Origin of the sequence: Hymenobacter sp., from assembly GCF_036388155.1 — a bacterium.
Taxonomy (GTDB): Bacteria; Bacteroidota; Bacteroidia; order Cytophagales; family Hymenobacteraceae; genus Hymenobacter.
Window position 1 is genome coordinate 117,569 of record NZ_DASVSI010000025.1, and the last position, 11,388, is coordinate 128,956.

The 11,388-nt window shown below is 61.3% G+C and carries 18 protein-coding genes and 1 pseudogene; 9 read left to right on the forward strand and 10 right to left on the reverse strand.

What is annotated here, in order from left to right:
• Positions 1–76 precede the first annotated feature (76 nt).
• The 4 genes from VF629_RS25755 to VF629_RS03790 all read right to left on the reverse strand — a co-directional run bounded on the left by VF629_RS25755 (position 77) and on the right by VF629_RS03790 (position 2,619).
• A complete protein-coding gene (locus VF629_RS25755) occupies positions 77–439 on the reverse strand; it encodes a transposase (RefSeq protein ID WP_414653845.1) in 363 nt (120 codons plus the stop codon).
• Positions 436–675, reverse strand: coding sequence for a transposase (locus VF629_RS25760; RefSeq protein WP_414653846.1), 240 nt, complete (start codon positions 673–675; stop codon positions 436–438). The genes VF629_RS25755 and VF629_RS25760 overlap by 4 nt, the downstream gene beginning before the upstream one ends.
• 401 nt (positions 676–1,076) lie before the next feature.
• On the reverse strand, positions 1,077–1,724 hold the full coding sequence (locus VF629_RS03785) for a hypothetical protein (RefSeq protein ID WP_331057120.1): 648 nt from the start codon (positions 1,722–1,724) through the stop codon (positions 1,077–1,079).
• 556 nt (positions 1,725–2,280) lie between these two features.
• On the reverse strand, positions 2,281–2,619 hold the full coding sequence (locus VF629_RS03790; protein ID WP_331057121.1) for a hypothetical protein: 339 nt from the start codon (positions 2,617–2,619) through the stop codon (positions 2,281–2,283).
• Positions 2,620–2,730: 111 nt separating this feature from the next.
• Here VF629_RS03790 and VF629_RS03795 point away from each other — a divergent pair, with 111 nt between their 5' ends.
• The 7 genes and pseudogenes from VF629_RS03795 to VF629_RS03825 all read left to right on the forward strand — a co-directional run bounded on the left by VF629_RS03795 (position 2,731) and on the right by VF629_RS03825 (position 5,652).
• The gene (locus VF629_RS03795; protein ID WP_331057122.1) at positions 2,731–3,042 is read left to right on the forward strand and encodes a hypothetical protein; all 312 of its coding nucleotides are present in this window, start codon (positions 2,731–2,733) and stop codon (positions 3,040–3,042) included.
• A 274-nt stretch (positions 3,043–3,316) separates the two neighbouring features.
• Positions 3,317–3,751: a helix-turn-helix transcriptional regulator gene (locus tag VF629_RS03800; protein WP_331057123.1), complete on the forward strand. Its 435-nt coding sequence runs from the start codon at positions 3,317–3,319 to the stop codon at positions 3,749–3,751.
• 262 nt (positions 3,752–4,013) lie between these two features.
• Entirely contained in the window at positions 4,014–4,457 is a 444-nt protein-coding gene (locus tag VF629_RS03805) for a hypothetical protein (protein ID WP_331057124.1), read from the forward strand.
• Positions 4,458–4,561: 104 nt separating this feature from the next.
• Positions 4,562–4,681: pseudogene (locus VF629_RS03810) on the forward strand (DUF3606 domain-containing protein); the annotation flags it as partial.
• Complete coding sequence (locus tag VF629_RS03815) at positions 4,655–4,894, forward strand: DUF3606 domain-containing protein (protein WP_331057171.1); 240 nt, start codon at positions 4,655–4,657, stop codon at positions 4,892–4,894. The pseudogene VF629_RS03810 and the gene VF629_RS03815, both read left to right, overlap by 27 nt.
• 19 nt (positions 4,895–4,913) lie before the next feature.
• On the forward strand, positions 4,914–5,426 hold the full coding sequence (locus VF629_RS03820) for a hypothetical protein (RefSeq protein WP_331057125.1): 513 nt from the start codon (positions 4,914–4,916) through the stop codon (positions 5,424–5,426).
• Positions 5,427–5,463: 37 nt separating this feature from the next.
• Entirely contained in the window at positions 5,464–5,652 is a 189-nt protein-coding gene (locus VF629_RS03825) for a DUF3606 domain-containing protein (RefSeq protein ID WP_331057126.1), read from the forward strand.
• 102 nt (positions 5,653–5,754) lie between these two features.
• On the opposite strand, the gene VF629_RS03830 is transcribed toward VF629_RS03825, so the two are convergent.
• Positions 5,755–6,171, reverse strand: a complete 417-nt coding sequence (locus VF629_RS03830; RefSeq protein WP_331057127.1) for an STAS/SEC14 domain-containing protein — start codon at positions 6,169–6,171, stop codon at positions 5,755–5,757.
• Between the two features lie 104 nt (positions 6,172–6,275).
• Here VF629_RS03830 and VF629_RS03835 point away from each other — a divergent pair, with 104 nt between their 5' ends.
• Positions 6,276–6,710: a hypothetical protein gene (locus VF629_RS03835; protein WP_331057128.1), complete on the forward strand. Its 435-nt coding sequence runs from the start codon at positions 6,276–6,278 to the stop codon at positions 6,708–6,710.
• 120 nt (positions 6,711–6,830) lie between these two features.
• Here VF629_RS03835 and VF629_RS03840 read toward each other — a convergent pair whose 3' ends face one another.
• Complete coding sequence (locus VF629_RS03840) at positions 6,831–7,952, reverse strand: acyl-CoA desaturase (protein WP_331057129.1); 1,122 nt, start codon at positions 7,950–7,952, stop codon at positions 6,831–6,833.
• Between the two features lie 531 nt (positions 7,953–8,483).
• On the opposite strand from VF629_RS03840, the gene VF629_RS03845 reads away from it, so the two are divergent.
• Positions 8,484–9,053 carry a hypothetical protein gene (locus VF629_RS03845; RefSeq protein WP_331057130.1) on the forward strand — a complete coding sequence of 190 codons (570 nt, stop codon included), beginning with the start codon at positions 8,484–8,486 and terminating at the stop codon, positions 9,051–9,053.
• Positions 9,054–9,101: 48 nt separating this feature from the next.
• Here the strand turns inward: VF629_RS03845 and VF629_RS03850 are convergent, their stop codons facing one another.
• The 4 genes from VF629_RS03850 to VF629_RS03865 all read right to left on the reverse strand — a co-directional run bounded on the left by VF629_RS03850 (position 9,102) and on the right by VF629_RS03865 (position 11,352).
• Positions 9,102–9,257 (reverse strand): hypothetical protein, encoded by a 156-nt coding sequence (locus VF629_RS03850; RefSeq protein WP_331057131.1) that lies wholly within the window; start codon positions 9,255–9,257, stop codon positions 9,102–9,104.
• A gap of 596 nt (positions 9,258–9,853) precedes the next feature.
• Positions 9,854–10,171 carry a nucleoside triphosphate pyrophosphohydrolase gene (locus tag VF629_RS03855; RefSeq protein WP_331057132.1) on the reverse strand — a complete coding sequence of 106 codons (318 nt, stop codon included), beginning with the start codon at positions 10,169–10,171 and terminating at the stop codon, positions 9,854–9,856.
• A 3-nt stretch (positions 10,172–10,174) separates the two neighbouring features.
• A complete protein-coding gene (locus tag VF629_RS03860) occupies positions 10,175–10,966 on the reverse strand; it encodes an HNH endonuclease domain-containing protein (RefSeq protein WP_331057172.1) in 792 nt (263 codons plus the stop codon).
• Positions 10,858–11,352 (reverse strand): hypothetical protein, encoded by a 495-nt coding sequence (locus VF629_RS03865; RefSeq protein ID WP_331057133.1) that lies wholly within the window; start codon positions 11,350–11,352, stop codon positions 10,858–10,860. Before VF629_RS03865 ends, VF629_RS03860 begins: the two co-directional genes overlap by 109 nt.
• Positions 11,353–11,388 lie beyond the last annotated feature (36 nt).

Consider the following 11,388-nt stretch of genomic DNA (forward strand, 5'->3'; position numbering starts at 1 on the left):
TGCCTAGACGGTGTTAGGCACTTGGGAGCAAATGAAGGCCAGCGGCTTTGGCCAAGATGAGCCCCGCGAAGGCCAATTAATGGAGCTGTTGCCGACGGAAGGCCAGCCGCACAAAGCCGCGCTTGGTGCGGCCCAACTTCACGCCCCGCGGGTCGATGTCGTGCTGCTCGGCGGCGTGGGCGGGGACTTCGCCCGTGTGGCCCCGGTCGGCATCGGCCAGCGCAACGCCCTGCCCCGACGCCACTGGCACTTCTTCGGCCAGGGCACCGACCTGCGCCCGGTCCTGTTCGTTGGCCGGCGTGACGGCGGCGGCCAGCAGGTGGCCCAAGGTGTCGACGGCCACGTGCGCCTTGCTGCCCTTGCGCCGTTTGGCCCCGTCGTAGCCGGCCCGGTGCCCGCTTTCGGGCGTGCTCTGCAGCGTGCGCGAATCGAAAATCACCGCACGGGGGTCGGCGCGGGTCGGGCCTGGTTCAAGCGCAGCACCTGGCGCAAGTCGTCGGTCAGCGCTTCAAAGACGCGGGCGTCGCGCCAGCGGGCCCATTGCTGGTAACCCGCGGCCCAGGGCGGCAAATCGTGGGGCAGGTAGCGCCCGGTGCAGCCCATGCGCACCACGTAGCGCAAAGCGTTAAATAGCTCGCGCAGTGGCGGCCGGCGCTGGCCCGCGTCTTCGCGCACCAGCAGCAATTACGGGAGCAAAAAGCTTCATTCGTCGTCCGTGACGTCGCTCGGATAGGCGCGGCGGGTAACTTCCATGCCCGCCAATTTCGCTCACAAGTTCATAACACCGTCTAGATAAACACTGGTGGAAAAAGGTCTTTGCTGGCCTCCAATAAACAGTATCGAAAAATGGCCCGGAAAACCTGCGTTTCCGGGCCGTTTGGGCGGGAGGCAAAATCCTTCAAAATACGGACGTTTTCGGGAGGGTTTCGATGACTGCCCATGGGACTGGAATTCAGCATCGGCAAAGATTCGACCCAGTTGGTGCAACTTATCTGGAAGGACCTGCGCGCGTTGTCGGCCGGCCAACGCACCCGCTCGGAGTCTGTTGCTTGCAATGATAGGAAAGTTTCAAAGCCTCACTTTGTTGACTTTGGTGCGTTACCCTTAATCCCTGACGCGACTTTCCTGCGGTTAAGCAGGATATGCTCGACGATGTTTCCCACCACGTAAGCCGCATCATCCGAGGTCGAATGGTCGCCGTGCAAATAGCCCGCGATGTGCGTGTATTCGTGGGCTAAATGAGCCGCGTAATACTGAGTGAAGGACAAATTGCCGTTGCCCAGCCACCAGGTAAAGGTAGTAGTCGCAGGCTCACAGGGGCAGGAGGTACCGTAGGTGCCCGAAAGTCTGGCTTTGCCGTTTTGAAACCTAGAGGTAACAATTTCCAGGTCCATTCCCACCTTCTTGTGCTTCATCAGGCTTTGGTAGACGTCGGCTCCCGTGAGGCGTGTCGTACACTCGGTATCGTTGTACCAGCAGTCGCACTTGGTCGCCGGGCGATTGTCACAGGTAAAGGTGTAGGCCAGTAGCGAATCCTTGAACTCTTGCGAGGAGAGTACTTGGGACTGAATGGCCAGCGCTCTCATAGCCGAATCCTGCAGGCCGGGGCGACCACCGCCGTAAAACTTTTTCAAGGTGAACCGGACTGGTTGCGCCGGGCTTTTGCTGGCAAATGAGAGCAGGAAAGCGACTAGCAACAGTACGCGGTGGCTAAGCAGTAGCATGGGAGTCGGTGAATGAGAGAGCTTAAAAATAAGAGCGAGCGCGGAGCGAATAAATCAGTGGTACCACTGATTTATTCGCTCCGCGCTTGTTATAAACCAGCCATTTACTTCCCAGCTTACATTTGCTCTGGCTGTTAAAGGCTCAGTAGTAGAGCCGTCCAAGGTAGGACACACCCAAAAGCTAGACACTGCACCAATCGATAGTGGTTGTTCATACAAGCGTTCGTTCAACTAAGATTTCTTTGTTGAACACGCTATAACTCTCCATATAAGTTTACAAAAAGCAGATTGTGGAGACATTTTTCGAGAGTGCCATCTAAGTGCAATCTAAACGGTAATTTGTTCAGGTTAAGCCGGAGTGCTCTTTAATGCAACCTACGTCTTATCCACCAAGTTCCTCCCAGCCACCCCCTACGTCGAGCAGCGCCCCCTCCGCGGCGGAAACGTTCGAGGCTCTAGCACAGCCCACATCAAAGCGCCGCCGCACGCATCCATCAGTAGCGGCCGGAACTCGCGCCGCTCGGCAGGGACGCCGCTTTCCTGGTGGCAGTACTCCTTACCCTATAAAGAGCAGTGTTGACATCAAAGCTCCTTCCGTTTTTTGGAGGCTGAGGTCACCGGCACCTGGTAGGCGGTTTGGGGAAGGTCGCGGGCGGAACTGCTCAGCTCCCAACTCAGGCGCGAAGAGGTGGCGTCGATGCCTTTGGGGCACTTGAAGCGCAGCCGGCCCGAGTATTTGTAAGGCGGCAGGCACGCCTTCTTGACCTTTGGCGTCAAAGCGGCCTTCCTCGGCCCACTGCTCCACCGTGCGGCGGCCGAAATGGATGTAGGTGGCCAGAGAGGGGGTGAAACAGAAATAAAAACCGGCCGTATCAGGCCGATAAAGCTCGACCATTGGGTTCAGCGCGGCAGTTGCATTATTCAGCGAAAAGCGCCGCTATACTTGATTACCAACAATCTGTGGTGTTGCTTGCTTCCCCTTCCTACCTTTTCTACCTCTACCACGATGAACCCTCACTTCGCCAAGCTGGTGGACCGCCTGGACCGCCACTGCCCCGTGTGGCAAACCGGACTGCGCCGCAGCGTGCGGCTGTACCTGGCCCTGCGCGAGCCCGGGGCCCCCGCTCAACGCATTGAAGCCCTGTTACGCGCCGTGGAGCGCGTGCTGCTGGGGCACCTGCTGCACCAGGACCCCGGCATGAGCCCCGCGCAGGCCTGGGGCGTGCTGGAACACGCCCAGGGCAGCTTTCTCAGCGACCCGGCCCGGGTGCAGCAGCTCCGGGCCCGGCGGCCGGGGGCACAGGCGCCCCGCGACTAACCCGCCTCACGAGCGGGCCAGGGCTTGCTGCCGCCCGGTTACGCGCTGGTTGAAGCGCGTGGGGCTCATGTCCGACTCCTTGAGCTGGAGGCGGTTTTTGGGTTCCATAAAATAGGTTGGAGAAACGCCCTGCTTTTTTAGGATTTTCAGACGATATTTTTCAGATTTACGGCGAATTACGAGGCGTAACTAAATAAAGCCGAGTCATACTTAAAATAATATCTCATCTTTTTTAAGTAATTTTAGATATAATCTCGAAATCCGTGGTTCCGCTATGAAATCTATTGAGGGTAAAATCAAAAAGAAGCTGGGTGAGCAAGGAATAACGATTCAGCGTCTCGCCACTCAGTCAGGCATTTCCGAACCAACGCTGCATGCCATCCTCAATAGAGGTGACGCTAAACTATCCCAATTAGAAAAAATAGCTGAGGCTCTAAGTGTGTCACTCAATTATTTTCTTGATGATGACTCAGCTTCTTCTTCTGGTTCCACGCTACAGGCTGGTATCAACAATCAAGCAGGAAGCGGCAACACCCAGAAAATCAAAACCAGTACGAAGGCTCCAGCCCAAGAGCTAGCTATCCAGCTCGATAGCTGCCTGCGCGACGTCGAGTCATTGAAGAATCAATTAGCCTTGGCCAACGCATTGGTGGCGGCCAAAGACGAAACCATTACCCTGCTGCGCGCCAGCTACAACCGTCCCGCATAGAGGCGTCACCACTGCACTTTACCGTCACCATTTACCGGCCGCAACTATCCGAATACTTTATGCCCACGGCGGCCGGGCCCGGGTCCAACTAGTAAACGACAAGAACCAACCGGCCTTCCAACCCCTGCTCACCGACCAACTCTAGGCAGAAGTGCGGCGGCGTGATGAACTCCGAAACACCTGATAACCCGTTTATACCGGCCACTTACCCCCTCTACCATGGCCACGCCTGTATCCTCTTCCTCGCCTTATTTCCTCTGTTATGTCCGACACCCCCAAGCTCGAAGAGCTGTTGGAGCAAATTCTCCTGAACCAGGACGCCATCGACAACCGGCTCCACAACCTGCAAAGCACGCTGTTCCGCATCAGCACCGACCAGGAAAAATTCTACCGCGAGCTGCGGGTGATGGCCTCCGACCTGAAGCGCGTGAAAAACGCCCTGAAGCTGCCCCTGCCCCCTCCTTCTTCTTCCGCCACCCCACCAATTCCCGCCCCGGGCATCTCCCCTGCCCCCGACCAGGAAACTTCCCAAGCGCCGGCGGAAGCCGAAGCCCTCCCTCCTAACCATCCCCCGCCCGCTCGGCCATGGCAATCCCCAACCCGTGCCCCGGAAGCGGGTGCAGCCGCGGCGGCTCTGCCAGGACGGCTGCGACGCGCTCAGCCGGGAGCTGGCACTGAGTCAGGCCCTCATCGCCGCGCACGGTGAAACCATCGCGCTGTTGCAGGGCGACCCCAACACCCCGAATTAAGCATCTTTGACCGCCCCTCTGCCCGTGGCAAAGCCCCCCCCCCTCGTATCAACCCGCCGACCCGTTGCGCGTCGATGCCCAGCAGGCGGCCGACGTGCGCTACTGGGCCGAGCGGTTCCAGTGCAGCGGCGCCCAGCTCCGGGCGGCGGTGTCGATGGTGGGCAACGAAGTGCTGCGCGTGCAGGAGCACCTGACGGGCCAGCGCTACGGGGCCGCGTTTTCCGACGCGGGCCCCGGGCAACCCGGCGATTTGCGCATCAGCATCACCACCGAGTTCGAGGTGCGCTACTGGACCCGGGCCCTGGGCTGCACCGCCGATAACTTGCGCGCGGCCATGTTCGCCGTCGGCCCCATGATGCTGGCCGTGCGGCAGCGTTTGCGCAAGAATTCCTAATCACTCCCCCTCCTACCCTATGCTTCCACGCCTACTCTCTACCCCCTTGCTGGCCGCCGCTCTTTTGCTCAGCGTCCTGAGCTGCTCTAAGAAAGAAGACGACCCCGTTGCCGCCGGCCCAACCAATGTCGGCAGCTACAAGCTCGATAGCCGCGAACCCAACACGGGCCAAGTCGTCAACCGTCAAGTGGAAGCCAAAGCGCATTTGGTTTTTAGCACCGACGCCAACAACGACGAGGTGGAGGTGCGCCTCACTACCACTCCTCAGCCGGCCATCGGCGTCGAGACGCTTATCCTCGTTTTCGCCAAACCGAAGGGCCAGCCTGACACGGCATACCGCTATTTTGGCGTCAGCTTGTACGACGGCGTGGCGCCCCTAGGGCTTTGGTTTATGAACGACCGTGCAACGATTACACCCACGAGAAATGGGGGCTTTTCGGGCACTTTTACCGCCTCTAGAAGCATCATGATTGGCCTCGCTAACCAGAAGGATTACACTTTGGAGGGAGTATTCACCGACGTGCGCCCCTAGCTCACGTTTTCCCTCACCCTAGCGCTACTCTACCCCTATGCTCCACAATACTTTTCTAAGCCCTCGACAGGAGGGCAACACCGTTGACCTCACTGACGAAGAAGCCGTGCTCGGCTGGTGCGAGGCGCTCAGTTGCACCCGCAAGCAGCTCCAGGAAGCGGTGGCCGCCGTGGGGCCGGGCGTGGCGGAGGTGTATAAGTGGCTGCAGGAGCGGAAGCTGGATTGAGACCTAACACGACAAACCCAAACCTGGCGCTGGTGAGCGGCGGCAAACAGTTGGAACTGGCGGTCCTTGAGCGCAATACTGCAAGCAAAAACGTCCCCCCTCCTACCCCCCTGCCTGGGCCGCGCGCAACCACGCTTTGGCTTCGTCGACGCTCCCAAACAGGCGCATGTGCAGCCGCTCGCCCAGGCCGAGGGCCATCGCTTCGGCCGACTGCGCGGCCAGGGACTCGGGGCTGACCACGTTGGCAAAATGGGTTAGGCCCTGGGCCTGGGCCCGCGGGGCCCACTCCGTCACAATCCACTCCACGGCGTGGTCCCACGGGCCAATGACTTCGCGGTTGTCGTTGAGCAGGTAGGCGCAGGCGTGTTGCTGCAGCGGCGCCAGGCACGCGTCCGCCCCCACCCGGATGCCCGCCAGCGTTTGGTAGCCTTTCCAATTGTTGTACACCCAGCCGTTTGCTTGGTCAAACTCGGTGGTTAAGTACACCTTGCCAAAGCCGTTGGTCAGTTCTGTTTTCATGGAGCGGGAAAAGGAAGGACCGCGAAGGTAACCTTTACCAACAACACCCAACTTGCTTTTTTGCTTATGGTCGAACTTACCTTTGACCCCATTGTTACCGCCCCATGCCCGACGACGTTGTCCTTGCCGAATCCTACGGCTCCGTGTTAGCCGACGCGGCGGTTCCTTGCGTTATCGTGCAGCTCCACGGCTTCGCCAACCGCGCCGCCTTCACGCACCTCATGGAAACCGGCTTGGCGTACTACGAAGCCCGCGCCACCCCCGAGCGGCCGTGGGGCTGGATTGGCGACGTGCGCCGCATGGGCGCCATCCCCCAAGCCGTGCAGGAATGGCTCATCGCCGACTGGAACGTGCGCGCGTTCCAGGCCGGCGTGCGCGAAGTGAGCATCGTCGTCGCCGAAAACGTGCTGGGCCAGCTGGCCACCCAGCAATACGTGCGCAACACCACCGCCCGCCGGGACCAGTACGAAATTGTCACGGCCAATTATCCTTCCCTGGAAGCCGCCAAGCAAGGCGCACGCGCGGCGTTCCTGCTGTAACCGGGGCGTTCATAGGAGAATGTGGGCCCAAGGGCTTTCTCTTGGTAGGCCTGTGCTCAGGCCTTCAAGCGTCAGACAACGCCCCCTTGCGTAGGAAAGGCACCCTTCGACTACATGGACTCAGGCCGGCACGACGGGCAGGCGTCTCCTGTCTCCCGTCTCCCCCGCCCCTGGCCGGCTCAAGCCGCGCAACAGGCGGTAGTGCGAGCGCAGGGCCGCGCCAAACGAGGGGTTTTCCAGGTAGGGCAGCCCGAACTCCCGGGCCGTTTCTCGGACGATGGGGGCCAGGGCGGGGTAGTGAACGTGGCAGACCCGGGGGAAGAGGTGGTGCTCGATTTGGCGGTTCAGCCCCCCGCAGAAGAACGCCGCCGCCGCGCTGCGCGGGGCAAAGTTGGCCGTGGTGCGCAGCTGGTGCGCCGCCCAGGCTTCGGGCATGGTGCCGCTGGCGTCGGCGGCGGGAAACGCCGTGCCCTCCACCACGTGGGCCAGTTGAAACACCAGGCCCATCACGACGCCCTCGACCAGGTGCAAGGCCACGAAGCCGACCAGGACCGGGCCCCAGGAGAGCGGCAGCACCGCCCAGGGCACGAGTAGGAAGAGCACGAAGTACAGGGCCTTGTAGGCAAACAGGTTGACGTACTCCCGGCGCGGGTGGCGGGCGGCGTGCTGCCCGATTTGGGCTTGAAAGAACTTGACGTAGTCCTTGCGCAACACCCAGGACAGGGACGCGAGCCCGTAGAGCGGAAAGGCGTACAGGTGCTGGTAACGTTGCCAGGGCCGCCACGGCTCCTCGGGCGACAGGCGCAGCAGGCCCGGGGCCACCTCGATGTCCTCGTCGTGCCCGGGAATGTTGGTGTAGGTGTGGTGCACCAGGTTGTGGGTCAGGGTCCACACGTAGGGGTTGGCGCCGAGCAAGTTGAAGAGCAGGCCCAGGGCCCGGTTGACGCGCGGGTTGGCGGAAAAAGCGCCGTGCAGCGCGTCGTGGCACACGTTGAAGCCGATGAAGGCGTTGCACGCGCCCAGCAACCCGGCCAAAGCCAGCCGGGTGCCCGGGTCGAAGGGACCGAACACCACTAGGCCGTACAGGACCACGAAGCTGGTCAGGAAGAACCCCGTCTTGGCCCACATGGCCCCGTTGGCGTGGCGCGAGAGTTGCCGGGTCTGGAAGTAGGCGTCCACGCGCTCGCGCAGCGTGGCGTAAAAGGGCGCTCCGCGCGCGGCGGAGAACTTCAGCTTGGGCATAGGCAGCGAGTGGACGGCGGAGGGTAGGCAGGCTCTGGGCAACGCGTAGGAAAGGACGAGCAGTGAGCCGGCGTGCGGTTCAGCTTGCCAGCCCTCAACTGGGTTGGGTAGGTCAAAGTTTACAAAGGGCGCAGGCAGGGCGGTTCTGTTACTAAAAACCCATACCGCATCGAGGGTTTGCATGCGGCAGATTAGCTATCCATGGAGCGCCCCCTGACCAAAGGATGACCGCTTCTGCTCAGGGGCCTGTCCTTGGTCACGCGGGGTCAGCGTTGGAACAACTAACTGACAGGGACTACTAGACCGGGAATGGTAACAAAGCACTCGGAGCAGCTTCCGGAATCAGAATAGCTAATCCGGCGATAATTATCTGTTATAAAGCCAGTTGTCATGCGAAATTCGTTCCGAAATTTCCGCTGTGGCCTGGCACATGCACGAGCCCAAAGCGTCGCCCTGTTTACGGGGCGGCGAGTTACCGGCCCTGGAGCACCGTTCCTACTTATTTTCTGGCCGGTCGGTACCTTGGCAGGCGTGAAACCCGCCTATCTACTGGCCGGGCTGCTGACGGCCACTGCGGCTTGTAGCAGCCCGGCTACCGAAAAATCTGCTACCATGACTCCCCTCGACGAACTCGGCCGAGACATCCCGCGCATTGTCGAAAAGCACGGAATCCGGGACGTTAGCTTCGACACGGAATGCATTTACAACTTGGGCGACCTCTCCGCGCTGCTGAAATTGATTGTGGAAGAAACCTTCCCCGGGAAAGCCATTCACCTCCGCGAAGAGCTCTCCCCCGATAAAAAATACTTTGTCGCGACGCTCTCAACCGCGGACACTGCGGTCGTTTTTCGCACCCACGCCGACGACGACTGGTTGGCCGACCAGTTCTTCGAGGAATTGGAGAAGCTGCCGGCCGCCCTGGGGTCGGACGACAAGTTGTACAGCATTAACCCGGCGGTGGGGTTGACCGGGCAGGAGGCGTGGTATTTCTGCGGGACCGAGGCGCAGCTCCAGGCCGCCCGGGAGGAGGGCCTGCCGCTGATTTATCTGGGGGAGGATTTCCTGGAGACCGAGGAATACAAGAAATACGCGGACGAGTAGGGAGGAGCACCAAGCACCAAGTATTGGCCGAACAATGGCGGCCGCAGTCTATCCCTCCCTCCACAGTTGTTTTCTTTGGCGCCCCTGGTAGAGGTGCACGGCCTCGTCCACCTCCTGCCAGCGCGTGGCCACGAAGGTGCCCGTGTTCAGGGCCAAGGTCATCTGCTCGGCTTCGGGCAGGGCGGCAAATCCGGCGAGGGTCACACGGGGCCAAGATTACTACTGGGTTAAAATCGCCTGGCGTGACGTTCTGCTCCCGTAGGCCATGGTAAACTAAAAGTTGTAACGAGCCGTTACACTTGACCACTAGCCGGTGTATATTTGTCCCGGATTCTGACCACCTAAATAAGGCAGCCGAGCACCCGGCCCGACTGCCTTACCAACTACGGCAAGAGCCAGCTAGCGAGCTGGGCCAGCAAGTACGCCGCCAGGGCCGCCCCTACGGCTTTCCCGGTGCCACTTGCAACACCCATCGCCAGGGCTTGCAGCAGTTTTTTCGCGTTTCTCTCCATTTTCGACTGAAGTAGAGGGTTGTACCATAACCCCGCACTTCTGAAAGCCCGGCCGCTCCAACGGTTCGGGCTTTCGTTTTTAGAAAAGTCGATTGTGGGTCGCGGGGCATAACCCCAACGCGAACAAAGCAAAGATAATGGGCCTTTACAGGGAATAACAGGTCGATAAAATCGATTCTTTTGGCTATGAGAACAGGCCCTTGGCGGTGTTCCCCTGGGGCGAGAGCGCAGGTCTAAGAACCGGAGAGAACACCACGCGGGAAGAATACCACCGGCTCACCTCCGAGACTATGCTTCGATTGAGAGCAGGCGCAGGCGCTGGGAAAAGCCGCCGCGTTCCGCTCGTCGGGCCTGCTGCACGTGCCGGATGGCCGCGGGGTCGAGTCCGTGCGCTTCCACGAGGGCCTCGAACACTTCCAGGACGTCGGCCAACTCGGTGGGTAGTTCGCCCGGGTCGGCCGCCAGGATTTCCTGGGCTTCCTCGACCAGCTTCGCGCGCAGGGCTTGCTGTAATTCCACCTCGGTCAGGACTTCGGTGGCGCACCGGCGGCCGGATTCGGCGATGAGGGCGGGGATGCGGTCGCGCACCAGCTTGGGGAGGGACATAGCTTAGAGATTGGTAAAGCGACTGGCGTAGCGACTGGCGTAGCGACTGGCGTAGCGACTGGCGGCCACGCCGTCGATGAACTCCACGGCCTGGTGGGCCAGGGCGGCCGAAAAGTCCACGTCCCCCGGCGCAACGCTGGCAAAGCGCAGGCGGGCGTCTTCGTGCACGGCCGCCCGCAGCTTGGCCGAGCGCTCGTAGGTCGCGTAGGCGGCCGCCACGCGTCCCTGGCACGCGAGCAGCATGGCCCGGTCGGGAATGCGGTCGCGCTTGACGCGCTGGTTGAAGTGCTTGTTGACGGGTAACAGGTTCCACAGCTCGTTGATGGGGTACACGGCCACGGGCAGCAGGTGGTCCAGGTCGTAGTCCTCGGGCCGGGTGATGGGCAGGCCCGTCCAGGGACAGGAGAAGGGTATTTGCTCGAAGAGCAATACGTCCACTTGGTTGCGCTCCCAGGTCAGGGGCCGCCGGTTGGCGGGGTGGGCGGTGAGCAGGGTATAGACTTGGCCGCGGTCGACCGTCCTGTCCTGGGCCACGGTTTCGGTGAACAAGCACCACTCGTGCAGGCACAGGGCCTCGACGTAGAGCGAGAGGCGGTGAAACGCCTCCCACAGGCTGGGCGCGATAACCAGGCACACGTCCTGGGGCTGCGTGCCGGGCAGGGGCAGAATCGAGGGCGGTAGCTGGCTCAAGGTCTCGGGCTTGTCAAACACCGACCAGTGCCCGGGCCCGGCGTACTTGATGGGCATGGGCAAGGCCTTGGCCGCGGCCGACACGGCCTGCCGGTAGGCCTGCACCAAAGCCGGTGGGGCGTGCGCATCTCTGTGAGCAGGAAGAAGCCGTCGGCGGGCTGGGGGGCGAGCTGCACCAGCCGTTGCCACTCGACGCGTAGCTTCGTCAAGGCCAGGCGGAAGGCCACGTCGTTGCGGGTAGCGTCATCCCGGAGAGCGCGAGCCCCCTGGTAGATGGGCGATTCCGCATCCATAAACGGCCAATAGTAGGCCACCCACAACTCGGCTAGACGGGTCAGGGGCACGGCCACGGCTTGGCCCAGCCGGGCCACGTCGGGGTAGAGCAGCACCACGTCGTTGAGGGCCCGCAGCAGGGCAATCTTGTAGCTGGTGCTTTTGGTGTCGTGCTTGAGGATGGCGGCCAGCACTTGCTCACCGGAGAGGACGGGCATTAGGGGTTGGGGGAATGGAGCAGCAAGGTATTGCAC

Excerpts from the sequence above, each read along its gene's own strand:
- VF629_RS03815 (WP_331057171.1), top strand. The coding sequence starts at position 4,655 with ATGGTGGGCAACGAAGTGCTGCGCGTGCAGGAGCACCTGACGGGCCAG.
- VF629_RS03800 (WP_331057123.1), top strand. The coding sequence starts at position 3,317 with ATGAAATCTATTGAGGGTAAAATCAAAAAGAAGCTGGGTGAGCAAGGA.
- VF629_RS03820 (WP_331057125.1), top strand. The coding sequence starts at position 4,914 with ATGCTTCCACGCCTACTCTCTACCCCCTTGCTGGCCGCCGCTCTTTTG.
- VF629_RS03855 (WP_331057132.1), bottom strand. The coding sequence starts at position 10,171 with ATGTCCCTCCCCAAGCTGGTGCGCGACCGCATCCCCGCCCTCATCGCC.
- VF629_RS03795 (WP_331057122.1), top strand. The coding sequence starts at position 2,731 with ATGAACCCTCACTTCGCCAAGCTGGTGGACCGCCTGGACCGCCACTGC.
- VF629_RS03840 (WP_331057129.1), bottom strand. The coding sequence starts at position 7,952 with ATGCCCAAGCTGAAGTTCTCCGCCGCGCGCGGAGCGCCCTTTTACGCC.
- VF629_RS03830 (WP_331057127.1), bottom strand. The coding sequence starts at position 6,171 with ATGAAAACAGAACTGACCAACGGCTTTGGCAAGGTGTACTTAACCACC.
- VF629_RS03825 (WP_331057126.1), top strand. The coding sequence starts at position 5,464 with ATGCTCCACAATACTTTTCTAAGCCCTCGACAGGAGGGCAACACCGTT.
- VF629_RS03835 (WP_331057128.1), top strand. The coding sequence starts at position 6,276 with ATGCCCGACGACGTTGTCCTTGCCGAATCCTACGGCTCCGTGTTAGCC.
- VF629_RS03785 (WP_331057120.1), bottom strand. The coding sequence starts at position 1,724 with ATGCTACTGCTTAGCCACCGCGTACTGTTGCTAGTCGCTTTCCTGCTC.
- VF629_RS03865 (WP_331057133.1), bottom strand. The coding sequence starts at position 11,352 with ATGCCCGTCCTCTCCGGTGAGCAAGTGCTGGCCGCCATCCTCAAGCAC.
- VF629_RS03805 (WP_331057124.1), top strand. The coding sequence starts at position 4,014 with ATGTCCGACACCCCCAAGCTCGAAGAGCTGTTGGAGCAAATTCTCCTG.
- VF629_RS03790 (WP_331057121.1), bottom strand. The coding sequence starts at position 2,619 with ATGGTCGAGCTTTATCGGCCTGATACGGCCGGTTTTTATTTCTGTTTC.